The sequence below is a fragment of the Parabacteroides sp. AF19-14 genome (genome assembly GCF_003635485.1).
GTDB lineage: Bacteria > Bacteroidota > Bacteroidia > Bacteroidales > Tannerellaceae > Parabacteroides > Parabacteroides distasonis.
In genome coordinates this window covers 114,740-136,676 of sequence record NZ_QTMJ01000003.1, presented here as the reverse complement: position 1 = coordinate 136,676, position 21,937 = coordinate 114,740, and the positions used below count along the sequence as shown (strand labels likewise).

The 21,937-nt window shown below is 48.4% G+C and carries 13 protein-coding genes; 2 read left to right on the top strand and 11 right to left on the bottom strand.

Translation table 11 applies throughout. The annotated features are described in order from the left end of the window. Window positions 1-46: 46 nt before the first annotated feature. Window positions 47-871 (top strand): hypothetical protein, encoded by an 825-nt coding sequence (locus DWX33_RS03870; protein WP_011966674.1) that lies wholly within the window; start codon window positions 47-49, stop codon window positions 869-871. A gap of 108 nt (window positions 872-979) precedes the next feature. Here DWX33_RS03870 and DWX33_RS03865 read toward each other — a convergent pair whose 3' ends face one another. The 3 genes from DWX33_RS03865 to DWX33_RS03855 all read right to left on the bottom strand — a co-directional run bounded on the left by DWX33_RS03865 (window position 980) and on the right by DWX33_RS03855 (window position 5,568). After that, on the bottom strand, window positions 980-3,634 hold the full coding sequence (locus DWX33_RS03865) for a DUF6383 domain-containing protein (protein WP_122379878.1): 2,655 nt from the start codon (window positions 3,632-3,634) through the stop codon (window positions 980-982). Between the two features lie 266 nt (window positions 3,635-3,900). After that, complete coding sequence (locus DWX33_RS03860; protein ID WP_005854481.1) at window positions 3,901-4,230, bottom strand: hypothetical protein; 330 nt, start codon at window positions 4,228-4,230, stop codon at window positions 3,901-3,903. A gap of 492 nt (window positions 4,231-4,722) precedes the next feature. Beyond that, entirely contained in the window at window positions 4,723-5,568 is an 846-nt protein-coding gene (locus DWX33_RS03855; protein WP_005854480.1) for a mechanosensitive ion channel family protein, read from the bottom strand. Window positions 5,569-5,726: 158 nt separating this feature from the next. On the opposite strand from DWX33_RS03855, the gene DWX33_RS03850 reads away from it, so the two are divergent. Beyond that, window positions 5,727-6,548, top strand: a complete 822-nt coding sequence (locus tag DWX33_RS03850) for a tetratricopeptide repeat protein (protein WP_008780061.1) — start codon at window positions 5,727-5,729, stop codon at window positions 6,546-6,548. A gap of 132 nt (window positions 6,549-6,680) precedes the next feature. Here DWX33_RS03850 and leuB read toward each other — a convergent pair whose 3' ends face one another. The 8 genes from leuB to DWX33_RS03810 all read right to left on the bottom strand — a co-directional run bounded on the left by leuB (window position 6,681) and on the right by DWX33_RS03810 (window position 21,739). Beyond that, window positions 6,681-7,742 carry a 3-isopropylmalate dehydrogenase gene (gene leuB / locus DWX33_RS03845; protein WP_122379877.1) on the bottom strand — a complete coding sequence of 354 codons (1,062 nt, stop codon included), beginning with the start codon at window positions 7,740-7,742 and terminating at the stop codon, window positions 6,681-6,683. A gap of 15 nt (window positions 7,743-7,757) precedes the next feature. Beyond that, the gene (locus DWX33_RS03840; protein ID WP_005854477.1) at window positions 7,758-8,201 is read right to left on the bottom strand and encodes a methylglyoxal synthase; all 444 of its coding nucleotides are present in this window, start codon (window positions 8,199-8,201) and stop codon (window positions 7,758-7,760) included. Window positions 8,202-8,221: 20 nt separating this feature from the next. Continuing rightward, window positions 8,222-9,736 carry an alpha-isopropylmalate synthase regulatory domain-containing protein gene (locus DWX33_RS03835; protein ID WP_057326665.1) on the bottom strand — a complete coding sequence of 505 codons (1,515 nt, stop codon included), beginning with the start codon at window positions 9,734-9,736 and terminating at the stop codon, window positions 8,222-8,224. A 2-nt stretch (window positions 9,737-9,738) separates the two neighbouring features. Then, complete coding sequence (gene leuD / locus DWX33_RS03830) at window positions 9,739-10,326, bottom strand: 3-isopropylmalate dehydratase small subunit (RefSeq protein ID WP_005854475.1); 588 nt, start codon at window positions 10,324-10,326, stop codon at window positions 9,739-9,741. A 26-nt stretch (window positions 10,327-10,352) separates the two neighbouring features. Next, window positions 10,353-11,750 carry a 3-isopropylmalate dehydratase large subunit gene (gene leuC / locus DWX33_RS03825; RefSeq protein ID WP_005864399.1) on the bottom strand — a complete coding sequence of 466 codons (1,398 nt, stop codon included), beginning with the start codon at window positions 11,748-11,750 and terminating at the stop codon, window positions 10,353-10,355. 14 nt (window positions 11,751-11,764) lie between these two features. Then, window positions 11,765-13,267, bottom strand: coding sequence for a 2-isopropylmalate synthase (locus DWX33_RS03820; protein ID WP_048927576.1), 1,503 nt, complete (start codon window positions 13,265-13,267; stop codon window positions 11,765-11,767). Window positions 13,268-13,696: 429 nt separating this feature from the next. Continuing rightward, window positions 13,697-17,203, bottom strand: coding sequence for a hypothetical protein (locus tag DWX33_RS03815; RefSeq protein ID WP_233570117.1), 3,507 nt, complete (start codon window positions 17,201-17,203; stop codon window positions 13,697-13,699). Between the two features lie 9 nt (window positions 17,204-17,212). Then, the gene (locus DWX33_RS03810; RefSeq protein WP_122379875.1) at window positions 17,213-21,739 is read right to left on the bottom strand and encodes a T9SS type A sorting domain-containing protein; all 4,527 of its coding nucleotides are present in this window, start codon (window positions 21,737-21,739) and stop codon (window positions 17,213-17,215) included. Between the last annotated feature and the right edge of the window lie 198 nt (window positions 21,740-21,937).

Genomic DNA, 21,937 nt, shown 5'->3' with positions numbered 1-21,937 from the left:
AATTTCATGTACTTTTGCGGTATCAAATACATTGAACGAGAAAGATATGAAAAAGTTAGCGATCTGTATAACGCTCATTGCCGCCATTTTAACGGGCTGTAACGGAGACGAGAAAGCGGCTCAGGCCCGTTTGGACAAGGCCCGGGCCATGTACGAGAATAACGAGTTTTTCGGGGCGAAGAACGAGATAGACAGTATCCGGGCACTCTATCCCAAGGAAGTAAAGGTACTGAAGCAGGGATTAACGCTTATGCGCCAAGTAGAAGTAAAGGAGGCGGAGCGAAACATCGCTTTCTGCGACAGCTTACTCCCGATCAAGCTGGAGGAAGTAGAGGGATTGAAGAAAGGCTTCGCTTTCGAGAAGGATTCCGTTTACGAGGAAATCGGCAATTATATCTGGAAACAGCAGACGATCGAGCGCAACGTGCAACGTTGTTACGTACGTTGCGGCGTGAACGAGGAGGGCGAGATGTATCTGGCCAGCGTATATTACGGCGGACGCCCCATCGAGCATACGGGAATCAAGCTGAGCCTGAAAGACGGCCAATTCGCCGAGACCGCTTCCATCCCGTACGACGGCGGACTGAATTACCGCTTCAAGGATATGGGAAGCACCACGGAGGTAGTGACCTACAAGGGGGAGCACTGCGTCGATGCCGTCAAGTTCATCTACGATAACGAGAAAGAGCGGATCAAGGTGGAATACACGGGAGGCAAGCCTTACATTATATATATGGCGGACGCCGACAAGAAAGCGATCGTCAACACCTTCAACCTCGCCACCGTATTAAGCGATATCAAGAGCATGAATACCTTGAAAGAGAAATCAGAGAAGAAGATCGCTTATCTAAAGAATAAACTGGAGGAGTAGAATCCCTCCATACAAATGGCCTACCTATAAACAAAGCACCGGGACCCCTACCATACAGTAGGAATCCCGGTGTTAGTATACAAACTGATATCCACTATCAGTTATTCATCATTTAACGACTACCTTCTGAGCGGTCTCGCCATCAACGGAAACTACCACGATACCTTTCGATGCCGGCATCACGAAGTTATCTGAAGAAGCGATAGCGGAAGCGGTGGTCTGACCTAAGATGTTAGACAATGTAACCGTCTTGCCTGCCGCGTTCAAGACCGTAACGCTAGCCTCGCCAGCGATTACCGTGAAGCTGGCAACCTCTTCCAATTGTTCGTTGGAAACCGGAGTCGGAGCATTCTCGATCGTGAACGGAACGCCAACATTAGACATTACCACAACATTGTTTACCACACCTACATAAGGAGTCTTCAACTCGCCCGCGGCCACGGTGCGATTCAGCTCTTTCTGGTTCTCCAATAAGTAACCACCATCCTGAGTTGTCTTGAAGGCAAACAAAGCGTTGTTATCCAAAGACGGAACGATATTCGCTTTATCGCTGAAGCCTACACGGTAGTAAGTAGCGCCATTGCTAACGAATGTCTCGTTAGAATCCCGCAAGGATACCATATAGTAGCGAGGAGAAACAGCTTTGGTAGTTGTCTCCGGCGTATAGATCGATGTCGTGATGAAATACAACGGTTTACCAGCGATCACGGTATCGGCTTCTTGAACCCACAAAGAGAAGTTGTCAGTCTCATAAGTTGACTTCAAGATATCTTGGCCTTCGTTCTTCACTTCGGCGAAGAAATTCAGCGGATTCATCGTCAAGAACTTGCCATTCGTACCGAAACGTTTGTGAGAATCGTCGATAGAAGCGTACTCCGGAGCCTCTACAGCGACAAAGTCGAAGTAGTTAACCTTATCGGAAAGGATCAGGTTCGCCGTATTCACGTTCATAAAGACATATTGAGTGGTAGCGCCTACCCTTGTAGCCATCTGGTATTTACCACCGGTCGTAGCCGTATTGAATACGAATTCCAACGGAGCGGTATAATCAGATAATTTCAACGGCCCACCATTCTCGCTGGCAACCAAATCATTGCTGAAACGTTCTTTCAACATATAAGTCGCATGATACAAGGTATCACCTAAAGCACGGGCACCTAAACCATCCGTTACATTCTGTACGGAATCTTGGCTAACCACGATACGAAGAGCGGCTGCGTTCGCTGCGTCACCGGATTTAATCATCAATACGGAATCAGAAGTAAACGCATACAGATCGTCTACACCCGGAGTACCGGAGATCAAGTTCAATACATAGCCATTATCGGCGAGTTCCTCCGCAGAGAAGTGACGAGTACCCAAGAATTTATCCTTTAAATCCACATTCGCTTGATATTCCACCGTAATAGAATCGGTGCTACCCCCAAATGTATAGGTATTGGCCATACCTTGAACGGCGAAGATCTCCTCGTTAGAGATAATAGTCGTATTCGTATTACGGTCTACAACCGAATACATTCCGTTGTTTTCCTTGATATACCATTGTCCCTTCGGTTGATAAATAGAAGGTTTGAAACCTGCCGCAGTTACCAATTTATCGGAAGCGGCACTCTTATCGTAAGCGACAGCGTATTGTCCGCCCTTATCGCCCTTGCTCGCGCTCTTCAAGAAGTATACGCCTGTACCTGTAGCGATCGTAGAAGGAGTTCCCTTCGTTACGGTAATAACAGGAGCGGCTCCTTGAGCAGGTTGAGTAGAACCCGACTGCAAGTCAGATACGGTCAAGGCTTTCGTCTCGATCACGCTGGCATATACGACACGTACGTTCGGAACGGAGCTCATCGGACTTGCGTTCACGGTCGGAGCGGCAGCGGCATACATAGCCAAAGCATCGTTCTTCAAGTTGATCGTGAAATAGAATTTCTGGAAATCAGCGTTACCCAGTGTATGCAAGCCACTAGCGTCATAGGTGGAGTCAGCCGTAAACTTAGCCCCATATACACCGGTAGCACCGGCTATCACATTCTTCAATGTATCGACACCTAAGTATTTTGCTTTACCATCACTAAATACTTGGTCACCTTGGATTTGCAAGGTCACATATTTAGCGTTCGCAATAGCGCCTGTAGCGGGAGCCGCCGTATTCTTCGCTATCAAGTTCTTACCCTCGAAGATATTTCCTTGATAATTTCCTCCAAACGTCAATTGAAAGACTTGGAAACCATCCCCCAGCTCACTTGCGCTCAAATACATAGCGTCGCTAGGAGCCTCTACGGTAAATTTCGTAGAAGAGGCAGAAGAACCTAAACTCAAGTCTGTCCCAGCTACATCCAACGCCAAGATTTGATTGTTTCCGTAATAAGCCTGAATAGCGCTACCACCGGCAGCGTCAGAGAATGTCCACTGATTCACGCCCGATGTGATAACAGGCTTTGCCGTAGATGAAGCCGCAAACGACAAAACGGCCTGTGTCTTCTTGTTCTTGAATTGATACACAGGACCAGCAGGAGTCGTGCCCGCATTCGTGATTTGCCACAAGGCAGAATCAATAGCGGCTTTGGTAGCGTCTGACGCCAAAGTTTTAACAATTACCGAGTCGGCTTTCTCACCACTTAAAGACAAAACGGAAGAACCTGTCTTTAAATAATAATAGTTACCGGCTTTCCACTGAGCCTCCGGAACGGTCGTACTCGACTGAGCATTAGCCGAGAATACGCCCGCAACCATCAGGGCCGCAGCAATAAGAGTACATTTTTTGTCCATAATCAAATAGATTTTATTTATTAATCACAGTCTAAACAGGGGGTGTTTAGAAAAGGTTTTGAGGGCGTATGAGATTAACAATCGATTTAGCGTCTTATAACAAAAATCGTCCTATTCTCACGAACAGGACGACTATACTACTAAAAATGTAAACAGTGTATTTATATAGTAATATCATGAAACTATATATTTTGGAGAAAAACCGCTCCACCTTCACAGGCAAAACGGCTGGAAATCTAATCTACTCAATAAATATCTTCACAGGCTTACTCAAAATAAGCATGTTCTTTTACGACATGACCTCTGTCATCGAAATAAACCTTATATATCTTACCATTTCTGGAAAGTAATACTACCTTATACTTCACAAACGTGCTATTGTTTGACACCTCAACTGATTTCACCATACATCCCTCATAGGAAGTATTTACCGCATCACGCAATACTTGGGGCATATCAGTTACCTCGATCGGATAAAATTTATCCTGTGCCACTGTTTCCTTAGCGCTACCGGCCATCCCGGCTTGCGCTTCTACATCAGGGGCAATAAATAAGCCACATAAAGCGACAATAACCCCGTAAACAATCTTTTTCATACCTTAAAAACCTAAATACCTAAACCTTTTTTCTCTTACATCATAAATTCGCAGTATAAGGTGCAATCTCCGTGCCAAAACTCACCCTAAAAAACGACAAGAGAATAATAAATTGTAAATCCGACAATTAACCAAAAGCGAAGAATCAATCATTCGGTTGCCAAAGTGTGGAACAAACCGTGGAATGTGGAAAATTTCCCCACGAAAGTGTGGAATCTCTACACACTACTATAAAAAACGAGGCCCACCCTTAATCTATATAAGGATGAGCCTTAAATCATTCTACTTAAATATAATCAAATAAAAATACTAAAGTAATAAAATAAAGTTCCGTAATATCGTATACACTCTGTGTCTAATCTCTAATTTGCGATTCACAAAGATAAATCTTTTTGTTCAACCATCTATAAAATAACCGCACATCTAACGAAACTCAAAGATTTTTGAACAAAGAGATTCCTTTTAAGGACAAGTCATAGATTATCACGAACTTCAATCCTTCGCTTGGTGTACGGTAAGTTGCGGGAATGGGAAACCGATACCTACCTCATTGAAGGTCGCGTAGATATTCTTGTTAATATCGAAATACACGCCCCAATAGTCGGAACTGTTTACCCAAACACGTACCACCACGTTTACGCTGCTGTCCGCCAAGGCTGTCAAGGCGATAAACGGAGCGGCCGGCTCGGACAAGATGCGGGAATCCTTCGCTAATACAGACTCTATCACTTGCTTTACTTTCTCATAATCGCTGCCGTATTCCACGCCAAAAGTCCAGTCTACACGGCGAGTCGTCTGGTTACTGAAATTAGTCACAACGCCACTGCTCAAAGAGCCGTTCGGTATATAAATGACCTTATTATCAACCGTACCTAATACGGTATGAAACATCTGGACTTCTTTCACGGTACCGCCAACGCCCTGCGCCTCAATATAATCACCCACCTTATAAGGCTTGAAAAGAAGGATGATCAATCCACCGGCAAAGTTTGACAGGTTACCGCTCAATGCCATACCGACAGCGACACCGGCGGAAGCCAATAAGGCGGCAAACGACGTAGTTTGAACGCCTAACGCCCCTACGACTGAAATAATCAATAAAATGGTTAAACTGACATTCACCAAACTGCCGACAAAAGTCTTGACAGAAGGATCGATATCCCGTTTGCTCAATATCTTCCGAACCAGTTTATTAAGTAAGTTTATAACCAATCGTCCCACCAAGAAGACAATAAGGGCTTTAATAATCGTAAAACCCAATTGGGAGCCATGCTCAACCAATGATCTGATAGCTTCCTCTAATTTAGAACTAGCTTCTACAGCTGCTAATAATACCATATCTCTTCTATTTTAATTAATCTATTAATTATATAACAATCTGATCTTCCAAAATATTATGAAATGTAGCAAAGGTATAAAGTTTTTTTAATCTGGTAAAACCATGAAATAATTACGTAGCTTTGCGATCAATCAAATAACACGTTAAATTCGACAGCATGAAAATCCTTGCGATACTCGCCGCCCTTTTCCTTTCAATAGGCTATGGCCACGCTCAGACATACGAGAAGTTTGTCGAGAAAAGTTTTGACTTCTTGGACAAGAACGACTTAGTCTCCGCCGAAGAGAGCCTACGAGCCGCCATGCGCCTCGAACCGGGCAACCCCAACAACTACGCCTTGCTCATGAATCTCGGGACGATACAGCGCAGACAAGGGAAACTGGAAGATGCCCTTCTCTCCTATACCGCCGCCCTAAGCCGCCATCCGAATAATGAGGCCATACTGGAAAATCGTGCCGGCTTATATACGGAAATGGGTGAGATCGAAAAAGCGACGAACGATTACAATGCCCTATTAATCTTGAACCCCCATCATCAAGAGGCGTTATATTGCAGGGCAATGCTTCATTTACAACATAAGAACTATCTTTTGGCCGAGCAGGATTTCGATAAGATACTGGAAGTAAACGAAAAATCCGTGAAAGGACGTCTGGGACACGCGATTCTCGAAAAGCTACGGGGGAATTACGATGAGAGCGAACGCATCTTTAATTACTTGATCAGCGAGATGCCCCGTGAATGGATCTTATACGAAGGCCGTGCCGATCTATACTTCATGATGGGCAAGAACGCCCGGGCTATGGCCGATATCAATCGTGTTTTCGTGGAAAGTACCCCGACAGCCGCTTTATATGTATTGCGAGGCAAAGTAAAACTCGCCCAATATGAGAAGGCATCGGCCGCCTTAGACTTCAAGAAAGCTGAGGATATGGGATATGATAAAACGACTATCGACGAGTTGATGAAGATGGCTCGTTAAGGTTGTTTTTATACGTATAGTAGCATCGGCTCACGCGAGTAGTGGTATTGGCCTACGCCACTACTCGCGTGAGCCGATGCCACTATACGTGTGAGCCTGCGCCACTACTGGTGCGAAATCGGCCTATTTATACTACTTTTCCGTGATATAATTGACAATCCAACTACCCACTTCTTTCGTTCCATATTTCGCTCCACCTTCCACTTGGATTTCCGGCGTACGGACATTCGCGTCGAGGGAAGCGTCTACGGCTTCACGGATCAAGGCTCCCTCTTCTTTGAGGTCGAAATACTCGAATAACATCGCTACTGAAAGAATTTGCGCCAAGGGGTTCGCGATATTCATCCCTTTCGCCTGCGGCCAAGAGCCATGAATCGGCTCGAAAACCGGTGTACTCTCTCCGGTAGAAGCGGAAGGCAGCAAGCCCATAGAGCCGCTGATGCAAGAACCCTCGTCCGTCAAGATATCACCAAACGTATTCTCGGTTACCATCACGTCGAAGAATTTCGGCTCTTGGATCATACGCATAGCGGCATTGTCCACATACATATAGTCTGTCGTTACTTCCGGATAGCTAGGAGCCATCTCCTGAGCGATCTGGCGCCATAGACGGGAAGAGGCAAGTACGTTCGCCTTGTCAACAACCGTCAGGTGCTTATTCCGTTTCATCGCATACTCGAAGCCCACTTTCAAGATACGCTCGATTTCCGGGCGGGTATACATATTCGTATCGTATGCCTTATCGTTGTCTTGATATTTCTCACCGAAATACATACCACCGGTCAACTCACGGATACATAAGAAATCCGCGCCATCCACCAATTCGGCACGCAACGGCGATTTATGCAATAAGCATTTGAAGGTCTGCACCGGACGGATATTAGCGAACAGGCCCAACTTCTTACGCATCGCCAAAAGACCTTGCTCCGGGCGTACTTTCGCTGTCGGATCATTATCAAACTTAGGATCACCTACGGCCGAGAAAAGAACAGCGTCGGCATCCTTACAAATCCGATAGGTCTCCTCCGGGAAAGGATCACCTACCTTATCGATCGCGTCAGCGCCACAAAGGGCATACTCATAGTGAACCTCATGTCCAAATTTCTCACAAACGGCACTCATTACTTCCACGCCTTGCACGGAAATCTCTGGTCCGATCCCGTCTCCGGGAAGTACTGCTATATTCAGTTTCATCGTAAATGTTTGTTATTATTCTCTGTTAAAATGTACATACTTAGGCTCCGTGGGGAAATACGTGTCATCATCCCACAGGGTACTTGTAATCATCAAGTCGGCGCTATAACGGTTACAAGCGATAGGTACGTTATGAACACGGCACTGGCGAAGCAACATCTGGATGTCGGCCTCGTGCGGTTGCGGATTCAAGTCGTCTATCAAAAAGACCGCCAAATCGATCTCTTTACGGACAACCATAGCGGCAATCTCAGCATCGCCTCCCATCGGACCGGAATGCATGCAAGCAATATCCGCGTTCACCCCTTTTTCCTCGAGAGCTTTACGAACCAAATTTCCGGTCGTACCCGTACAAACAATATGGTGGTGAGACAAGAACTCAGCGTTATGTACCGCCCATTCTACCATTTCCGCCTTACGATTGTCGTGCGCTACAAGCGCGATAGTCAACTTTTTCATACCCTTTACCTTTTTAATTATTAATCCTCTATCTTGTTCAGCATCTTCAATGTCGCCTTGATCGCCGCCTCGGTCTGATCAGCGTCCAGACCACGAGTCTTGAAATCGACCCCGGCATAATTCCAGCTGATAACCGTCTGCACGAACGCATCCGTACGTCCTCCCGGCGGGATGGATACCGAATAGTTCGTCAACATCGGGAACGGGCGGTTCAAACGGGAATAAATCCGGCGTAAGGCACGAACGAAAGCGTCGTATTGTCCATCACCGGAAGCCGATTCCTCGTAAGCCTCGCCATTGATCTCGATCTTCAAGGTAGCCACCGGTTTCAACCCTTGGGCCAAGGATAAGGAATAGTTCAAGATCCGGATTTTCTGATCCTCCAGCGCATTATCATGATGAAGCACATCGCTGATAATATAAGGAAGATCCTCCGGGGTAACCATTTCTTTCTTATCCCCTAACTCAATGATCCGTTCCGTAACCTTACGCATCGAGCCCTCATCCATGTCGATACCGAGCGCTTCCAGATTCTTGCGGATATTCGCTTTTCCGGAGGTCTTGCCCAAGGCGTACTCGCGAACCCGTCCGAAACGTTCAGGAAGCAAGTCGTTGCAATACAAGTTATTCTTGCTATCACCGTCTGCGTGAACACCGGCGCACTGCGTAAACACATGCTCTCCGATGATCGGCTTATTGGGCGGGATATGCACCCCGGAGTAGGTCTCAACCAAACGGCTAGCCTTGTTTATCTTTTCCTCCCTCAAGCTCGTCTCCTCTCCCAACTGGTCCTTGATAACGGCAAGTACGCTACTCAAAGGAGCGTTACCCGCACGCTCTCCCAAACCGTTCACGGTCGTATGGATTCCCTTGATACCCGCACGGATGGCGGAATATACATTCGCGACGGCAAGATCATAGTCGTTATGCGCATGGAAGTCAAACCGTAAATCCGGGTAACGGTCCACCATCATCTTGCAATACTCGTAGGTATTTCCGGGATTCAAGACTCCCAAGGTATCCGGAAGCATGAAACGGCGAATCGGAAGTCCTTTCAACGCATCGATTACCAAGAATACGTAATCCGGGGAATGCTTGATACCGTTCGACCAGTCCTCCAAATAGATATTCACGTCGATCTTCCGTTTCGCCGCTTCCAATACGACCGTACGAATATCGTCAACGTGTTGCTCGGGAGTCTTTCGAAGCTGTTCGGTGACATGCTTATAAGAGCCCTTGCAAAGCAAGTTCACGACACGGCAACCTGCGGATTCAATCCAGTCGAGAGAGACCGTACCATCCACGAAACCCAAGACCTCCAATTTGTCTAGGTTTCCGGAACGGGCGGCCCAAGCGGCTACACGCTTCACGGCCTCAAACTCTCCGTCCGACACACGGGCGGAGGCGATCTCCACCCGGTTCACGCCTAAGTCACTCAGCAGCACTTGCGCTATGCTGAGCTTCTCGTGAGCGGCGAAGGAGACGCCCGAAGTTTGCTCCCCATCTCTGAGGGTTGTATCCATTATTTCTATCATAATCAGCGTGCTGCCTCGAAGGCTTCTATCTTTGATTTATTTGCCAGTAAATAGTCGATATCGTCCAATCCGTTGATCAGGCAATCCTTTTTATAGGCGTTGATCTCGAAATGCTCGCTTTTGCCCGTAGCCTTGTTCGTGATCGTTTGCTCCGGTAGATTTACCTCGACCTCAGTTTTCGGGTCCTTGTAAATCGAATCGAACAATTCAGCGAGGAACTCTTCAGTCACAACAACCGGCAGCACGAAGTTGTTCAACTCGTTGTTTTTATGGATATCGGCGAAGAAACTGGAGACCACGACACGGAAACCGTAATCGGCGATCGCCCAAGCCGCATGCTCACGGCTGGAACCGGAACCAAAGTTCTTTCCCGCTACCAATATCTTTCCGCTATACGTAGGATCGTTCAAGACGAATGATTCGATCTTATTACCTTCCTTATCATATCGCCAATCCCGGAATAAGTTCTCGCCGAACCCTTCCTTGGTAGTCGCTTTCAGAAAGCGGGCTGGGATAATCTGGTCGGTATCCACGTTCTCTAAAGGAAGAGGCACGCAAGTGCTTGTGATTATATTGAATTTTGTTTTCATCTTATGCTACTTTATTAGATTAGTCTTTACATCAGTTCTCTCGGGTCCGTGATCTTACCTGTCACAGCGGCGGCGGCGGCCACAAGCGGCCCCGCCAAGATGGTGCGAGCACCCGGTCCTTGGCGGCCCTCGAAATTACGGTTGGAAGTGGAGACCGCATATTTACCCGCCGGAACCTTATCCTCATTCATCGCCAGACAAGCGGAACATCCCGGTTGACGAAGGACGAAGCCGGCCTCGGCCAAAACCTTGTCGATCCCCTCGGCACGAATCTCCCGTTCTACCTGCCAACTGCCGGGAACCAGCCAAACCGTTACATCATCCGCTTTCTTCTTTCCTTTCACCAAAGAGGCGAAAGCACGGAAATCCTCGATACGGCCATTCGTACAGCTACCTAAAAAGACATAATCCACTTTCTTACCCAACATAGACTCGCCTGCCTTGAAGCCCATATAATCCAAAGACTTCTTATAAGAGATACGGCCTGCCTCGGGCACGCTTTCTAAGGAGGGGATATCTTTGCTGATACTCATACCCATGCCCGGGTTCGTACCGTACGTAACCATCGGGTCGATATCCTCGGCGTGGAAAACGATCTCTTTATCGAACTTAGCGTCCGGATCACTATATAGCTGACGCCACTCGCTCACCTTCCGCTCCCATTCCTCGCCTCTCGGGGCAAACTCACGGTCTTTCAAATAATCGAAAGTAACATCATCCGGAGCGATCATACCGCCACGGGCACCCATCTCGATCGAAAGGTTACAGATCGTCAGACGTTCCTCCATGGTCGTATTACGAATCGCCTCGCCAGCGTACTCTACGAAATAGCCCGTAGCACCGCTGGTACTCATCTTACTAATAATGTATAAGGCAAAGTCCTTCGCCGTAACGCCCGGTTTGCGTACACCATCGATCGTGATACGCATCGTTTTCGGCTTACGCTGCATGATACATTGGGTAGCCAAGGTCATCTCCACCTCGCTCGTACCGATACCGAAGGCGATAGCGCCCATGGCACCGTGCGTAGAAGTATGGGAGTCGCCACAAACGATCGTCATACCCGGCTGCGTCAAGCCTGTCTCCGGACCTACCACATGGATGATACCATTCTTCGGATGTTGAAGACCGTAATACGTCAAGCCGAAATACTTCGCGTTCTCTTCCAAGGTATCCACTTGATTCTTGGATATAGGGTCCTCGATAGGCTTATCTTGGTTCAATGTCGGGATGTTGTGGTCCGGCATACAAGTGATTTGCGCGGGACGGAAGGGCTTCAATCCACGTGCACGTAATCCGGCGAAAGCCTGCGGGCTAGTCACCTCATGACAATACAGACGGTCGATATACAATTGTATGGTTCCGTCGGGCAACGTGTCCACCACGTGTTTGTCCCAGATTTTCTCAAATAATGTCTTGCTCATTGTCTTGTCTATTTTTAGTCTACTATAAACTTATTGATGGCGTCCACGAAAGCCTCCACGGAAGCGGCGATAATATCGGTATTCGCGGAGAACCCATAATAGGTAGCCCCGTTATACTCTACCTGCATATGCACCTTGCCCGTATCATCGCTACCTTTATTAATGGCTTGAATCAAGAATTCCTGAATCGTCATGTCACTATTACTAATGGCTTTTTTCACCGCCTTGATGCCTGCGTCAACCGGACCGTTACCAGCCGCAGCCTCGTATTTTCTTACTCCCGACAAATTTAAACAAATACTTGCGACTGATTGTACTCCAACACCACTAGTTACCTGTAAATATTCCAATTTAATACGGTGTGTGGCCGTACGATCCTTTCCGACCAACATCAAAACATCATCATCATTAATATCTTTCTTACGATCGGCCAGTTTCAAGAACTCATCATACACCTTGTCCAATTTCTCCTGCTCCAGATCCACACCTAAAACATGCAGGCGATGCTTCAACGCCGCACGACCGCTACGAGCAGTCAATACGATCGCGTTATCATCGATACCCACATCCTTCGGATCGATGATCTCGTAGGTTTGGGCATTCTTCAAAACGCCATCTTGGTGGATACCGGAGGAGTGAGCGAACGCGTTACGTCCGACAATAGCCTTATTCGGTTGTACCGGCATATTCATCAAGCTAGAAACCATACGGCTCGTACTATAGATCTTATTCGTCGTGATATTGGTGATGATATCACGTTCTTTATGGCTCTTGAAAACCATGGCGACTTCTTCCAATGACGTGTTACCCGCACGCTCACCGATACCGTTTACGGTTACCTCCACCTGACGGGCTCCGTTCAACACGCCTTGTACGGTATTCGCAGTAGCCATGCCCAAGTCATTATGGCAATGAGTGGAAAGAATAGCGTTATGTACGCCATCCACATGTTCCATCAGATACTTAATCTTCGCCCCGTACTCATCCGGCAAGCAATATCCTGTCGTATCCGGGATATTCACTACGGTAGCCCCGGCCTTGATCACGGCCTCCACGACACGGGCCAGATATTCATTATCCGTACGCCCGGCATCCTCACAGTAGAATTCTACGTCCTCCACATACTTTTTAGCGTATTTCGTGGCGGCGATCGCACGCTCTATAATCTCCTCTCTCGTGGAGTTAAACTTGTATTTGATATGAGAATCAGAAGTACCGATACCCGTATGAATACGTCCTCGCTTAGCGAATTTCAACGCCTCGGCTGCCACGTCGATATCTTTCTCCACCGCACGGGTCAAGGCACAGATGGTCGGCCAAGTCACGGCCTTTGAGATCTCAACCACACTCTTAAAATCCCCGGGACTGGAGACAGGGAAACCAGCCTCGATCACATCAACACCTAGCTGTTCCAACGCCTTAGCTACTTGAATCTTTTCCACTGTATTCAACTGGCATCCCGGAACCTGTTCACCATCACGTAAGGTGGTGTCGAAAATAAATAATCTGTCTGACATAATCTTATATTCTTAATTTACTAATATCCTATACTAACTAAAAAAGCCTCTCTCACAAGGAAGTGAGAAAGGCTCTTTCATCTATCGTAATGCTCGCAAAGCATACAGTCTCACTTCCTATCCCGTTCCCAGAGTAGAATAATGTTTAGAGAAATAATGAGACTATTTTGCAAGTTGCGTGTCATTGTTCTTGTCTTTATTGTTTTTGTTTGAACGTTGCAAAGATACGGCCTTTTTTGATACCACCAAATATAATTCGAAGTTTTTTGCAGTATATTTCTTATAAAACGTAAGATAAACAATTGCATCTGTTACTAAATAACACTGCCCATCGTTAGGTCGTAACGATGGGCAGTATAAGCTGCTTACGATGCCCATCATAAAGACCTTATGATGGGCAGTGTTATGATACGATAAAAACGGCTCGCGCTAACGAACCACGACCTTCTTCACGAACGAGGCATCTGGAGCGGTACACTTCAAGAAATAGACACCGGCATGACCTACCGGAATCTCCATCTTGCCGCAAACCTTTCCTTCGAAAATAACGATACCGGCTACGTCAACCACCTTCAAGGCAACCTCCTGCGGCATATCCACGAAGATGGATTGGTTGGCCGTATACAGGCTCATACCCTCCTCGATGGACTCCACGCCGGTAGGCACGTCCGGGTTCTCCGGGTCTACGGGATCCACAGGAATGACCGGGGTTTCCGGATCGGTGGAGGAAGAGGTAGAGGAGACAACCTTCACCTCTATCTTGCTACTAACCGGCTTATAATTCGGATCGGTCGGCGTGAAGGCAATCTCTTGCATTCCCTTTTCGGTAATCTCCTTATCCGGATCGCTCCAAGCGAATGTTCCGGCTACGATACCGGCGTGACCGCCTTGTAAAACAGACTCGGATAGTTTTTGACCGGACAATATATCGGAAGCCGCAGGCCATGTAACCGTAGGTGTACCCAAAGTAATCTCATAAGTAAACACCTTCGTATAAGATTTATAAGTTTTATCTTCCGGACGATCAACACGTACATAATATGTACCCGGATTCTTCAATGGCACTTTATTAACCTCGGCATTACAATCTTCTTCATTCTGGTAGAAAGAGATCACGCAAGAAGTATCACTACCTTTTACCTCCACGGTTTGTGCCATGCCATTATATTCAGATGACTTAGCCAATGTACACGCTGGGTATTCATCTTTAGGAGCATATATAGGATAAATCTCGACATCTCCCGTTACTTGGTATACCCTTGGATTGTCACTATTTTTGTCTGACCACTCAACGAAGTGCTGACCTACAGGCGCAACAGCCTCCAATGTGATCGTTACCCCTGCTCGAATATCATTCAAATCACAAGGAAGACCACCATTCGTAATCCTCACACCCTCCGGTTGCGATCCATTACTCGAACGTAAAACAGGAGTGCTATTACCTAAAGAGAAGTTCACAACAGGATTCGTTGAATAATAGTAAATAGTCGTACCCTCGTAATTCTTAAGAGCATCACCTTTCGGTGTAATCTTGTATGTCGTTACATTATCCTTCGTCTCTGATATAATATTCACGAACTCAGTACCCGGTCGAGTGCCAGGATTCGCTCCATGCGATGTAGGAGCCTTCGTTATCGTCACTTTAGACTTTTTAATTTTCAAGCCTACACGTCCATCCGGCTTATTAGGATCCGGATAGATCTCTTCAAACGCCTCATACAAGCCATCCTCGGCACGCCTCAATACGACCGTATAATCGCCCGCATCAATAGCCGTCGAAGTTTCCTCACCGTCATTTATCTTATACTTGACATCGAACGAGAAGCCTGCGTAAGTCTGCGAGGCGAAAGGCGTGAAGGGGCGGGATACGCCACTGTAGTAGTATTCCTGATACGGCCAAAGGATATATTCCCTCTTGATCTTCACCCGATGGTCAAACACGGCCGTCACGGTCAAGGGGCCGGTTACGGTCAAGATATCACTCTGGGATATTTCCTTGCTGTTCGCCAAGATGGTAAGCAAGCTTGCGCCGGCTTGCCCTTCCGCTTTAGCTATGCGCACTCTCGTTCCATATGCCAGTTCTTCACCACTGCCTACTTCAGTCCAACTACCATCCTCACCCTCTTTACTCAAGGTGATCGTACCGGAGGCGGTCTGGCTCGGGTTGCTGCTTACGGCGGAGGTGGTCACAGCATATCCTTTCGCAACGAAAGAGGCATTTACCAACGTGATATCGCCGGTCACGGCGCATAGATTGTCGGTGCCGGGTCTTGTCACGCCGGACAGACCGACGTTACCCTCCAGCTTATACCCGGCATCCGGAAGGGAGATTACCCGAATCTTCGAGCCTACCGCTACGGTAGAGCCGGAAGTGATCAGCGTACCGTCTTCCTTATATAATAAGATAGAGCCGTGCTCCATGTTCTTCTTTTCGAGGGTGACAAGGGCCATGTTGACCGGTTTAGGCTCGAATACGGCTTTGATCGTCAAAGGCCCGGTCAGCGTTACCTTGTCGCCCTTGAGCGACTCCCCGTTTATCTGCAATGATTTCAGCTGGGTGTTCACGCTCGGGATTGCCGCAATCTGTAGGATCGAGCCTTGCTGCAATTCATCACCATTTGAGACCGGCTTCTGCCCATCCGCCGCCTGATCGTCCGGCGTGGTCACTTTAAGGTCGCCGCTGGCATCGCCGAATGTCTCGATAGATACCTTATGCAGGATCGGGGTAAAGTTGGCGCTATAGGTTCGATCCGCACCTACCGTAACCGTGAGCGTGTCTTTCTTGCCCAAGTCTACGCTCTCGCCCGCGATCGACCAGCTTGAAAGCTGATAGTTGGGTAGAGGGGTCGCTACCAAGGAGATCTTTTGACCCTTTACATACACGTTATCCTCAGCCTTGCCTAATACGTTTACGGCACCACCCGTTGTCTGTACAGCGGTGACCTTATAGGTCGTGTCTACCTTGACCGCCACGGACAACGCCGCCGTATTGTAATAAGAAGAGTTATCCGGATAGAACGTCACGGAGTACTCATGCGTACCTGCCGGCACCACGGTGTTTCCGTATGTCCAAGCGAAGGTACCGGCTACCAGATATCCCTCATCTGTAACGCTACCGCCGGACAGCAAGGAGGTTGAAAGCGATTGGCCCGCCTTGATGCTTGCGGCAGTCGGGGGAGTGATGTCGCCCTCGGCGATAGCCTTCTTGCTTGTCAGGCTCATGGTATAGATTTGCTCGAAAGCCTCGTATTCAGCGTCTTCCGGATAGGATACCTTGACAAAGAAGATGCCTTCTTGCTTCCGGTCTGATTCGCCTGCGACTTCTGTGCATTTCTCGTCCTTATAGTACCCGATCGTCAAGGTCTTGCCATCAGGAAGGGTCGCCGGGATGGTCTTACAGTCCAATACAGCGGCTTTCTCCGTATTGACCACCTGTTCCAAGCCCGATACGTTCACGACCAGTTTGGCCTTTTCCTTATGAGAGGTCAAGGTAGCGGTGAGATCCGTGACTGGCTGTCCCTTGGATGCCTTGTCGGACAAGAGACCGTTCTTCGCCGTGAACGTCCCTTCCACGAAAGAGACCGCCAGCTCTACCGGAATGCGTAGCACGGCACCCGGGGCCTTCATCTCGGTATTCCTCACGCTGTATACCACGCAGCGGAAGCTGCCATCGGCGCGCTTGCTCCACGTGAGCGCATGATCGTCCGCCAGCTCGCCGAGGATAGGCGTACCGCTCAGCAATACGCCCGCCGGCAAGGTGAAATCCACTTGGAATGAGGAGAAATCTACCGTATTATCGGATACCTTCAAGGTGAGCGTATCCTTGCTACCAGCGGCGTTCAGGTTCGTCTTCGCCAATTTCCACTGGGCGGCGGTAGCCGTTCCCGCCGATAACAGCAGGAAGAGGGCTACGAATAATTGTTTTATATGATTCATTTTCATAATTTACTTACAGATAAAGATGTTAGTATTACTTGCCTTCACACCATGGCCTGTCTTCGCCGTCAAGCGGTAGTAGTAAACGCCCGCCGGTAAAGGAAGGGCAACCGTATAGCGGTTCTCGCCTACCTCGCCGGGCAAACCGTTCAGTACCGCGGTCAACGCACCGTTCGCAGAGAATACATGGATCATAACCGTCTGGGCGGGTTCCTCCAGTTGATAAGAGAAGGTCGTGCTGCCACGGAACGGGTTCGGATAGTTGGAGACGGCCTCCAAGCGGCTGATCGCCTCGATCGGGGCGTTGGAGGTTACGATCGCATCGCCACCGGACCTCAAGCTGTTAGCCTTTGCGTCGGAGAAGGAGGCCCCTACCAAGGTAACGCCCGCCGGCAGACGCATGATACGGCTCTTGCCCGAAGGAATCGTACGGCCATCCAAGCTATAAGCGATCACACGCAAGGTATCCCCGTTCAAGCTGGAAGCCTGCATGAACTTGGCGGCGTCGCCCAATAACGGGATCTCGTCGATAGCTCCCACCAACTCCAGATAGATACCGGCTACCGGCACTTGGCTATTCATGGTCAGGAAGTTGTCAGCTTCGAGCTCCATTTGTACGGGAGCCTCAGCCTCGGAACGCAGCGCACTGGCCTTGGTAACCGGCTCATTGCGAATGATGTTGGCGATGCCGATCACGTCAGCGATCTCTACATTATTATTATAGTTCACGTCCGCCTCGGCGAAACCGAAGTTGGGGATCATGTTATCCTTGTCTTTCAAGATGTAGCTTACCGTAGCCGTCACGTCCTGCACGTTCACGGACTTATCGAGGTTCGCGTCGCCGTCGCAGGTGTAGATCCATGCTCCATATTGGACTGTCCAGCCCGGAAATAACGGATTGGTTACGAGACCAGCCACTTGATAGTTAGCGGGCAGATCGTCCGTGATCGTGAGACGATTCTCCGTATGCGCAATCGTATCGCTACCAACCGTCCAAACGAAGCGAGAGGCGGAAGTTCCCACGGTCTTTTGCGCGGAAAGATCGATAGTCTCTCCATAGGCCGCAAAACCGCCCACACGGGCCTCACCGACCGGCAACGTCACGAGACCATCGGCAGACTCCAATTGCCGCGGGTTCTCCACGCCGGTAAATTCCAAGAGCGATCCAGAGGCGCATAAAGCCTTCAACACAGGGAACTTGGCCAAGTCGATCCGCATAGTAGGCATCGGCACGCCATAGGAGATCAATCGAGCGGCGATCTCATCGTCCATCGCCTCAATCATCGTCCAGTTCAAGAATAGCTCTTTCAAGTTCTTGTTGTTAGACAGGTCGATAGCCGTTAGGCCAGTATTGGCCACATCCAGATACTCCAAGGCAGGATACATAGAGACGATCAAGGTAGAAAGCGGCGTATTGCCGGCAAGCATCAAGGAGCGCAATACGGTATTATTCTTCGGCAAGGTAAGTTTCTCCACCCGGTTGCCGTAAAGCGACAACTCTTGTAGCTTATCCAAGGCAGATAGGTCCACCTCCTTAGCGAAGTTATTGCCCATTTGATACATATATAAATGTGTCAAGCGGCGGGGGTTCTCATCGTTCCAGATCGCTTGTGCGTACTGTGAGTTCTCGTTCGTCTGCCATGCGCCACTGCTCCACCACTCGCTCAACGCCTTGTTGTTGGAAGCGTCTACGATACGTACCAAGGTAGCCACGTCGCTTTCGGCGAATACTTGGGGTACGGTGGTCTCCACATGGATGCGCGAGGTCTCGATCTGCCAGCCGGAGAAATAAGTGATCTCCGTGATCTCACAGAACTTCGGATTCATCAGTTTACAATAATAGTCTCCATATTTTTCCTCCTTGCTATCCAGCACGAATACACCCGGACGGTTTAGCACGGGCTTCAATGCCTCTTTCTCCTCTGTCCTATATTTGGCGTTTACCCACAAGAATACGGTCTCTATACCATCGATCACGGCCTCCGAGGAGAGGTCGATCGTATCGCCGTTCTCGAACCAATATTTATCTCCAGGATGGGAGGGAGAAGTAAGCTGGAAGACACTTCGTCCATCATAACTTACATTTTGCCGATAATTCTTCAAGCCCGTATATTTCAAGAGAGATTGCCCATGCCCTACCGTCATGTTTTTTAAGCTCGGATACTGGGCCAGATCGAAACTTTCCAGATACTCCGGCAATCCCAACGACTCCAGATTCTTTCCCTCTTGCGCAGAAGGAAGCTCATACTCCGTATTTTGCAAATATAGATGACGGATAAACGCCGGCAAGTTCTTTATCAGATCTGCGAACTGCTTCGTATGCGGCAAGGCCACATAAGTCAAGCTTGTAGCCTTATCGAAGCCTTGTACCTTTAAGTCTGGGCAATACTCGATCGTCAGCCTATTTAATCGCTTAAAGGAAGAGATATCCAACGAAGTCAAAGATAAATGCTCTAGGTAAAGCTCCGTCAACTTCGAGCAACCAGTCAAGTTCAGTCTCGCCAACTTCGTTTTTTGGTAAGATCCCTCGCCCGTGTATCGCGTGCCAAATCCGAAATATTGCAGTTCCGGACATTTAGATAGGTCAAGAGACTCCAGATTCTTACTATATACATGCAGGTGCTCCAGCTTCGTATTCTTCGATAGATCCAGCTTCTCTATATTCATGAAATTCTCACAATCGAAATACTTCAGCTCGGTGAAAGCGCTTAGGTCTAATTGAGAGATCGTATCCTTCGAGCTCCAATCAAACTCAATAGCTAGATGTGTCAACCGGCCGACCTCGTCCGTGCTCCAGTCCGTACGGATCACGTCTTGATACGAGTTCCAATTCTCGCGTTCCCAGCCCTTGCTATCCACGAACTCCTTTAATTGGGTGATATTCGGGTTATCGGCAGCCAACTTCTTCAATCCGGCGATGTCTGCAGGGGAGTAGTTGTCCGAGTTACGGGCTACCTTGATCTGGGGTGTCTCCATACACCAATTGCCGTAATTCGAATTGGTAATCGAACACATATAATATTCACCCGGCTTTCCGGTAAAGACGAAAGCACCTTCCTTGCCGGATACCGCCGGCATAGTCGCTTTCGTCCGTTTACCAGTAGCCCGATCAATAAGGTACCATTGATATACCGATTTCACGCCACCCGCCGTAGCGTAAGCGGATAGATCGATCTCCGTACCTGCTGCGGCGTAAGCATTGTTATTGTCTACTTGCGTACCAGCCTTGATTGTAGTAAAACCATAAACGTTCAAATTTTGAGGTAACGGAGTAGGCAACGTCACCGTAGCCCAAGTAAGCGAATTATTACCACTCAACCCCAAGTTCCGCAGTCTCGTCAATTTCGACAGATCCAATTTCTCAACTTGGGTACCATCCAAATCCAACTCTTCCAGTCCGGATAACGCCGATAAATCCAACTTGGAAACCGTACGGGTTCTATAGTCTTTGATAAAGAAGGATTTCACCCGGCTCGTGGATTCTTCATTCCATGTCACGCCCACGTTATAGCCATCACCCTGCGTCCTGTCTTTCAGGTACTCCTTGTTGGAGATGAAGTTCTGCAAGTCCGAGTTCAGCGGATTGGCCTCGGCGATCGCTTTCAAGGCGGCTATATCGTCCTGCGAGTTATTGGTTGGGAAAGCGAACGGTGCTTGGCTACCATACCCTACCCTATTGCCGTCCGCATCACAAATATCCACTTGAACCGTTCCGTTCCATTCCTCCGTGGCGTGAGCCATCAACGTGAATTGCGTAGCGGAGAAGGAAGGGATATCTAATACGTATATGGGCTCATTATATAGACCAGTCTCTTTACTTAGGTTCTGCCCGGAAAGGGTCAAGCCTTCAGAAGGGCCATTCAGATAAATCTTCATCTTAGCGTGTTGCCCCTGCAGGAAACCCGCCTTCGTCACGTTGATCGCAAAAGGGATATCCTCGTTCAAATCACCGGATGTACGCAACAACTCTCCCATAGTGGGAGCCTTATCACCCAGCATAAATCGTATCGTTTGCCAGGTGGAGACTAAAGCAGCCGTGCTCATGTCTCGCGAGCTGTACACTTTCACGGTATAGCCAGCCTCGCACTCCTTCGAGCTATTCATTTGCAGACGAAGCCCAACGCTATATCCATAGTCCGTCAACTTCTCGTCCGGTATCCAAAAGCCGCCATTGTCTAACGTTTGCGCCGGCTCAGAATCCTCAAAGCGGAACTCTACCCCGTCCGGATTCGCCGTGTTCGCCAGCTGTACACGTACAGCCATGCCCTTCGTGAAGTTCTCGATATTGAAATTCAAGCTCCAAGTAGCCATCGGATCCCACTTGTAGATAAAGCTATAAGCTACAGGATCCAGAGTATTGGAAAACCGTACCTCCCCTTCCGCCTGGCTCTGTCGAGCCCCGGGTGTCATTCCCGCCGGGCTCGCCGACCCGGCCATACCCCAAGCCAGTCCATGCCCCGGCCATGCGGCGCATAAACATAAGACCATCGCGATGAGCGACAACCTCATACTAATTCCTCGTAAAATTGTTTTCATAAGCAATAAATTTATAAATAGGTGTTTTGTATTCATAATACGTATCGGTATCTCTCACCATTCCCGACTTAGCGTGTCGTATTCGTAGGATGGCCTTTTTCCCATGCGCCGAGCGCAAACACGCCGGGCCGGTATGCGGAGGAAATCCTCCGCATACCGGCCCGGCGTATACATATAATAGATCTGGGTTAGCTTGCT

What these genes read in the sequence shown, in the direction of transcription:
- DWX33_RS03815 (WP_233570117.1), bottom strand. Translation starts at nt 17,203, where the DNA reads ATGAATCATATAAAACAATTATTCGTAGCCCTCTTCCTGCTGTTATCG.
- DWX33_RS03820 (WP_048927576.1), bottom strand. Translation starts at nt 13,267, where the DNA reads ATGTCAGACAGATTATTTATTTTCGACACCACCTTACGTGATGGTGAA.
- DWX33_RS03840 (WP_005854477.1), bottom strand. Translation starts at nt 8,201, where the DNA reads ATGAAAAAGTTGACTATCGCGCTTGTAGCGCACGACAATCGTAAGGCG.
- DWX33_RS03870 (WP_011966674.1), top strand. Translation starts at nt 47, where the DNA reads ATGAAAAAGTTAGCGATCTGTATAACGCTCATTGCCGCCATTTTAACG.
- DWX33_RS03860 (WP_005854481.1), bottom strand. Translation starts at nt 4,230, where the DNA reads ATGAAAAAGATTGTTTACGGGGTTATTGTCGCTTTATGTGGCTTATTT.
- DWX33_RS03850 (WP_008780061.1), top strand. Translation starts at nt 5,727, where the DNA reads ATGAAAATCCTTGCGATACTCGCCGCCCTTTTCCTTTCAATAGGCTAT.
- DWX33_RS03865 (WP_122379878.1), bottom strand. Translation starts at nt 3,634, where the DNA reads ATGGACAAAAAATGTACTCTTATTGCTGCGGCCCTGATGGTTGCGGGC.
- DWX33_RS03810 (WP_122379875.1), bottom strand. Translation starts at nt 21,739, where the DNA reads ATGAAAACAATTTTACGAGGAATTAGTATGAGGTTGTCGCTCATCGCG.
- DWX33_RS03855 (WP_005854480.1), bottom strand. Translation starts at nt 5,568, where the DNA reads ATGGTATTATTAGCAGCTGTAGAAGCTAGTTCTAAATTAGAGGAAGCT.
- leuC (WP_005864399.1), bottom strand. Translation starts at nt 11,750, where the DNA reads ATGAGCAAGACATTATTTGAGAAAATCTGGGACAAACACGTGGTGGAC.
- leuB (WP_122379877.1), bottom strand. Translation starts at nt 7,742, where the DNA reads ATGAAACTGAATATAGCAGTACTTCCCGGAGACGGGATCGGACCAGAG.
- DWX33_RS03835 (WP_057326665.1), bottom strand. Translation starts at nt 9,736, where the DNA reads ATGATAGAAATAATGGATACAACCCTCAGAGATGGGGAGCAAACTTCG.
- leuD (WP_005854475.1), bottom strand. Translation starts at nt 10,326, where the DNA reads ATGAAAACAAAATTCAATATAATCACAAGCACTTGCGTGCCTCTTCCT.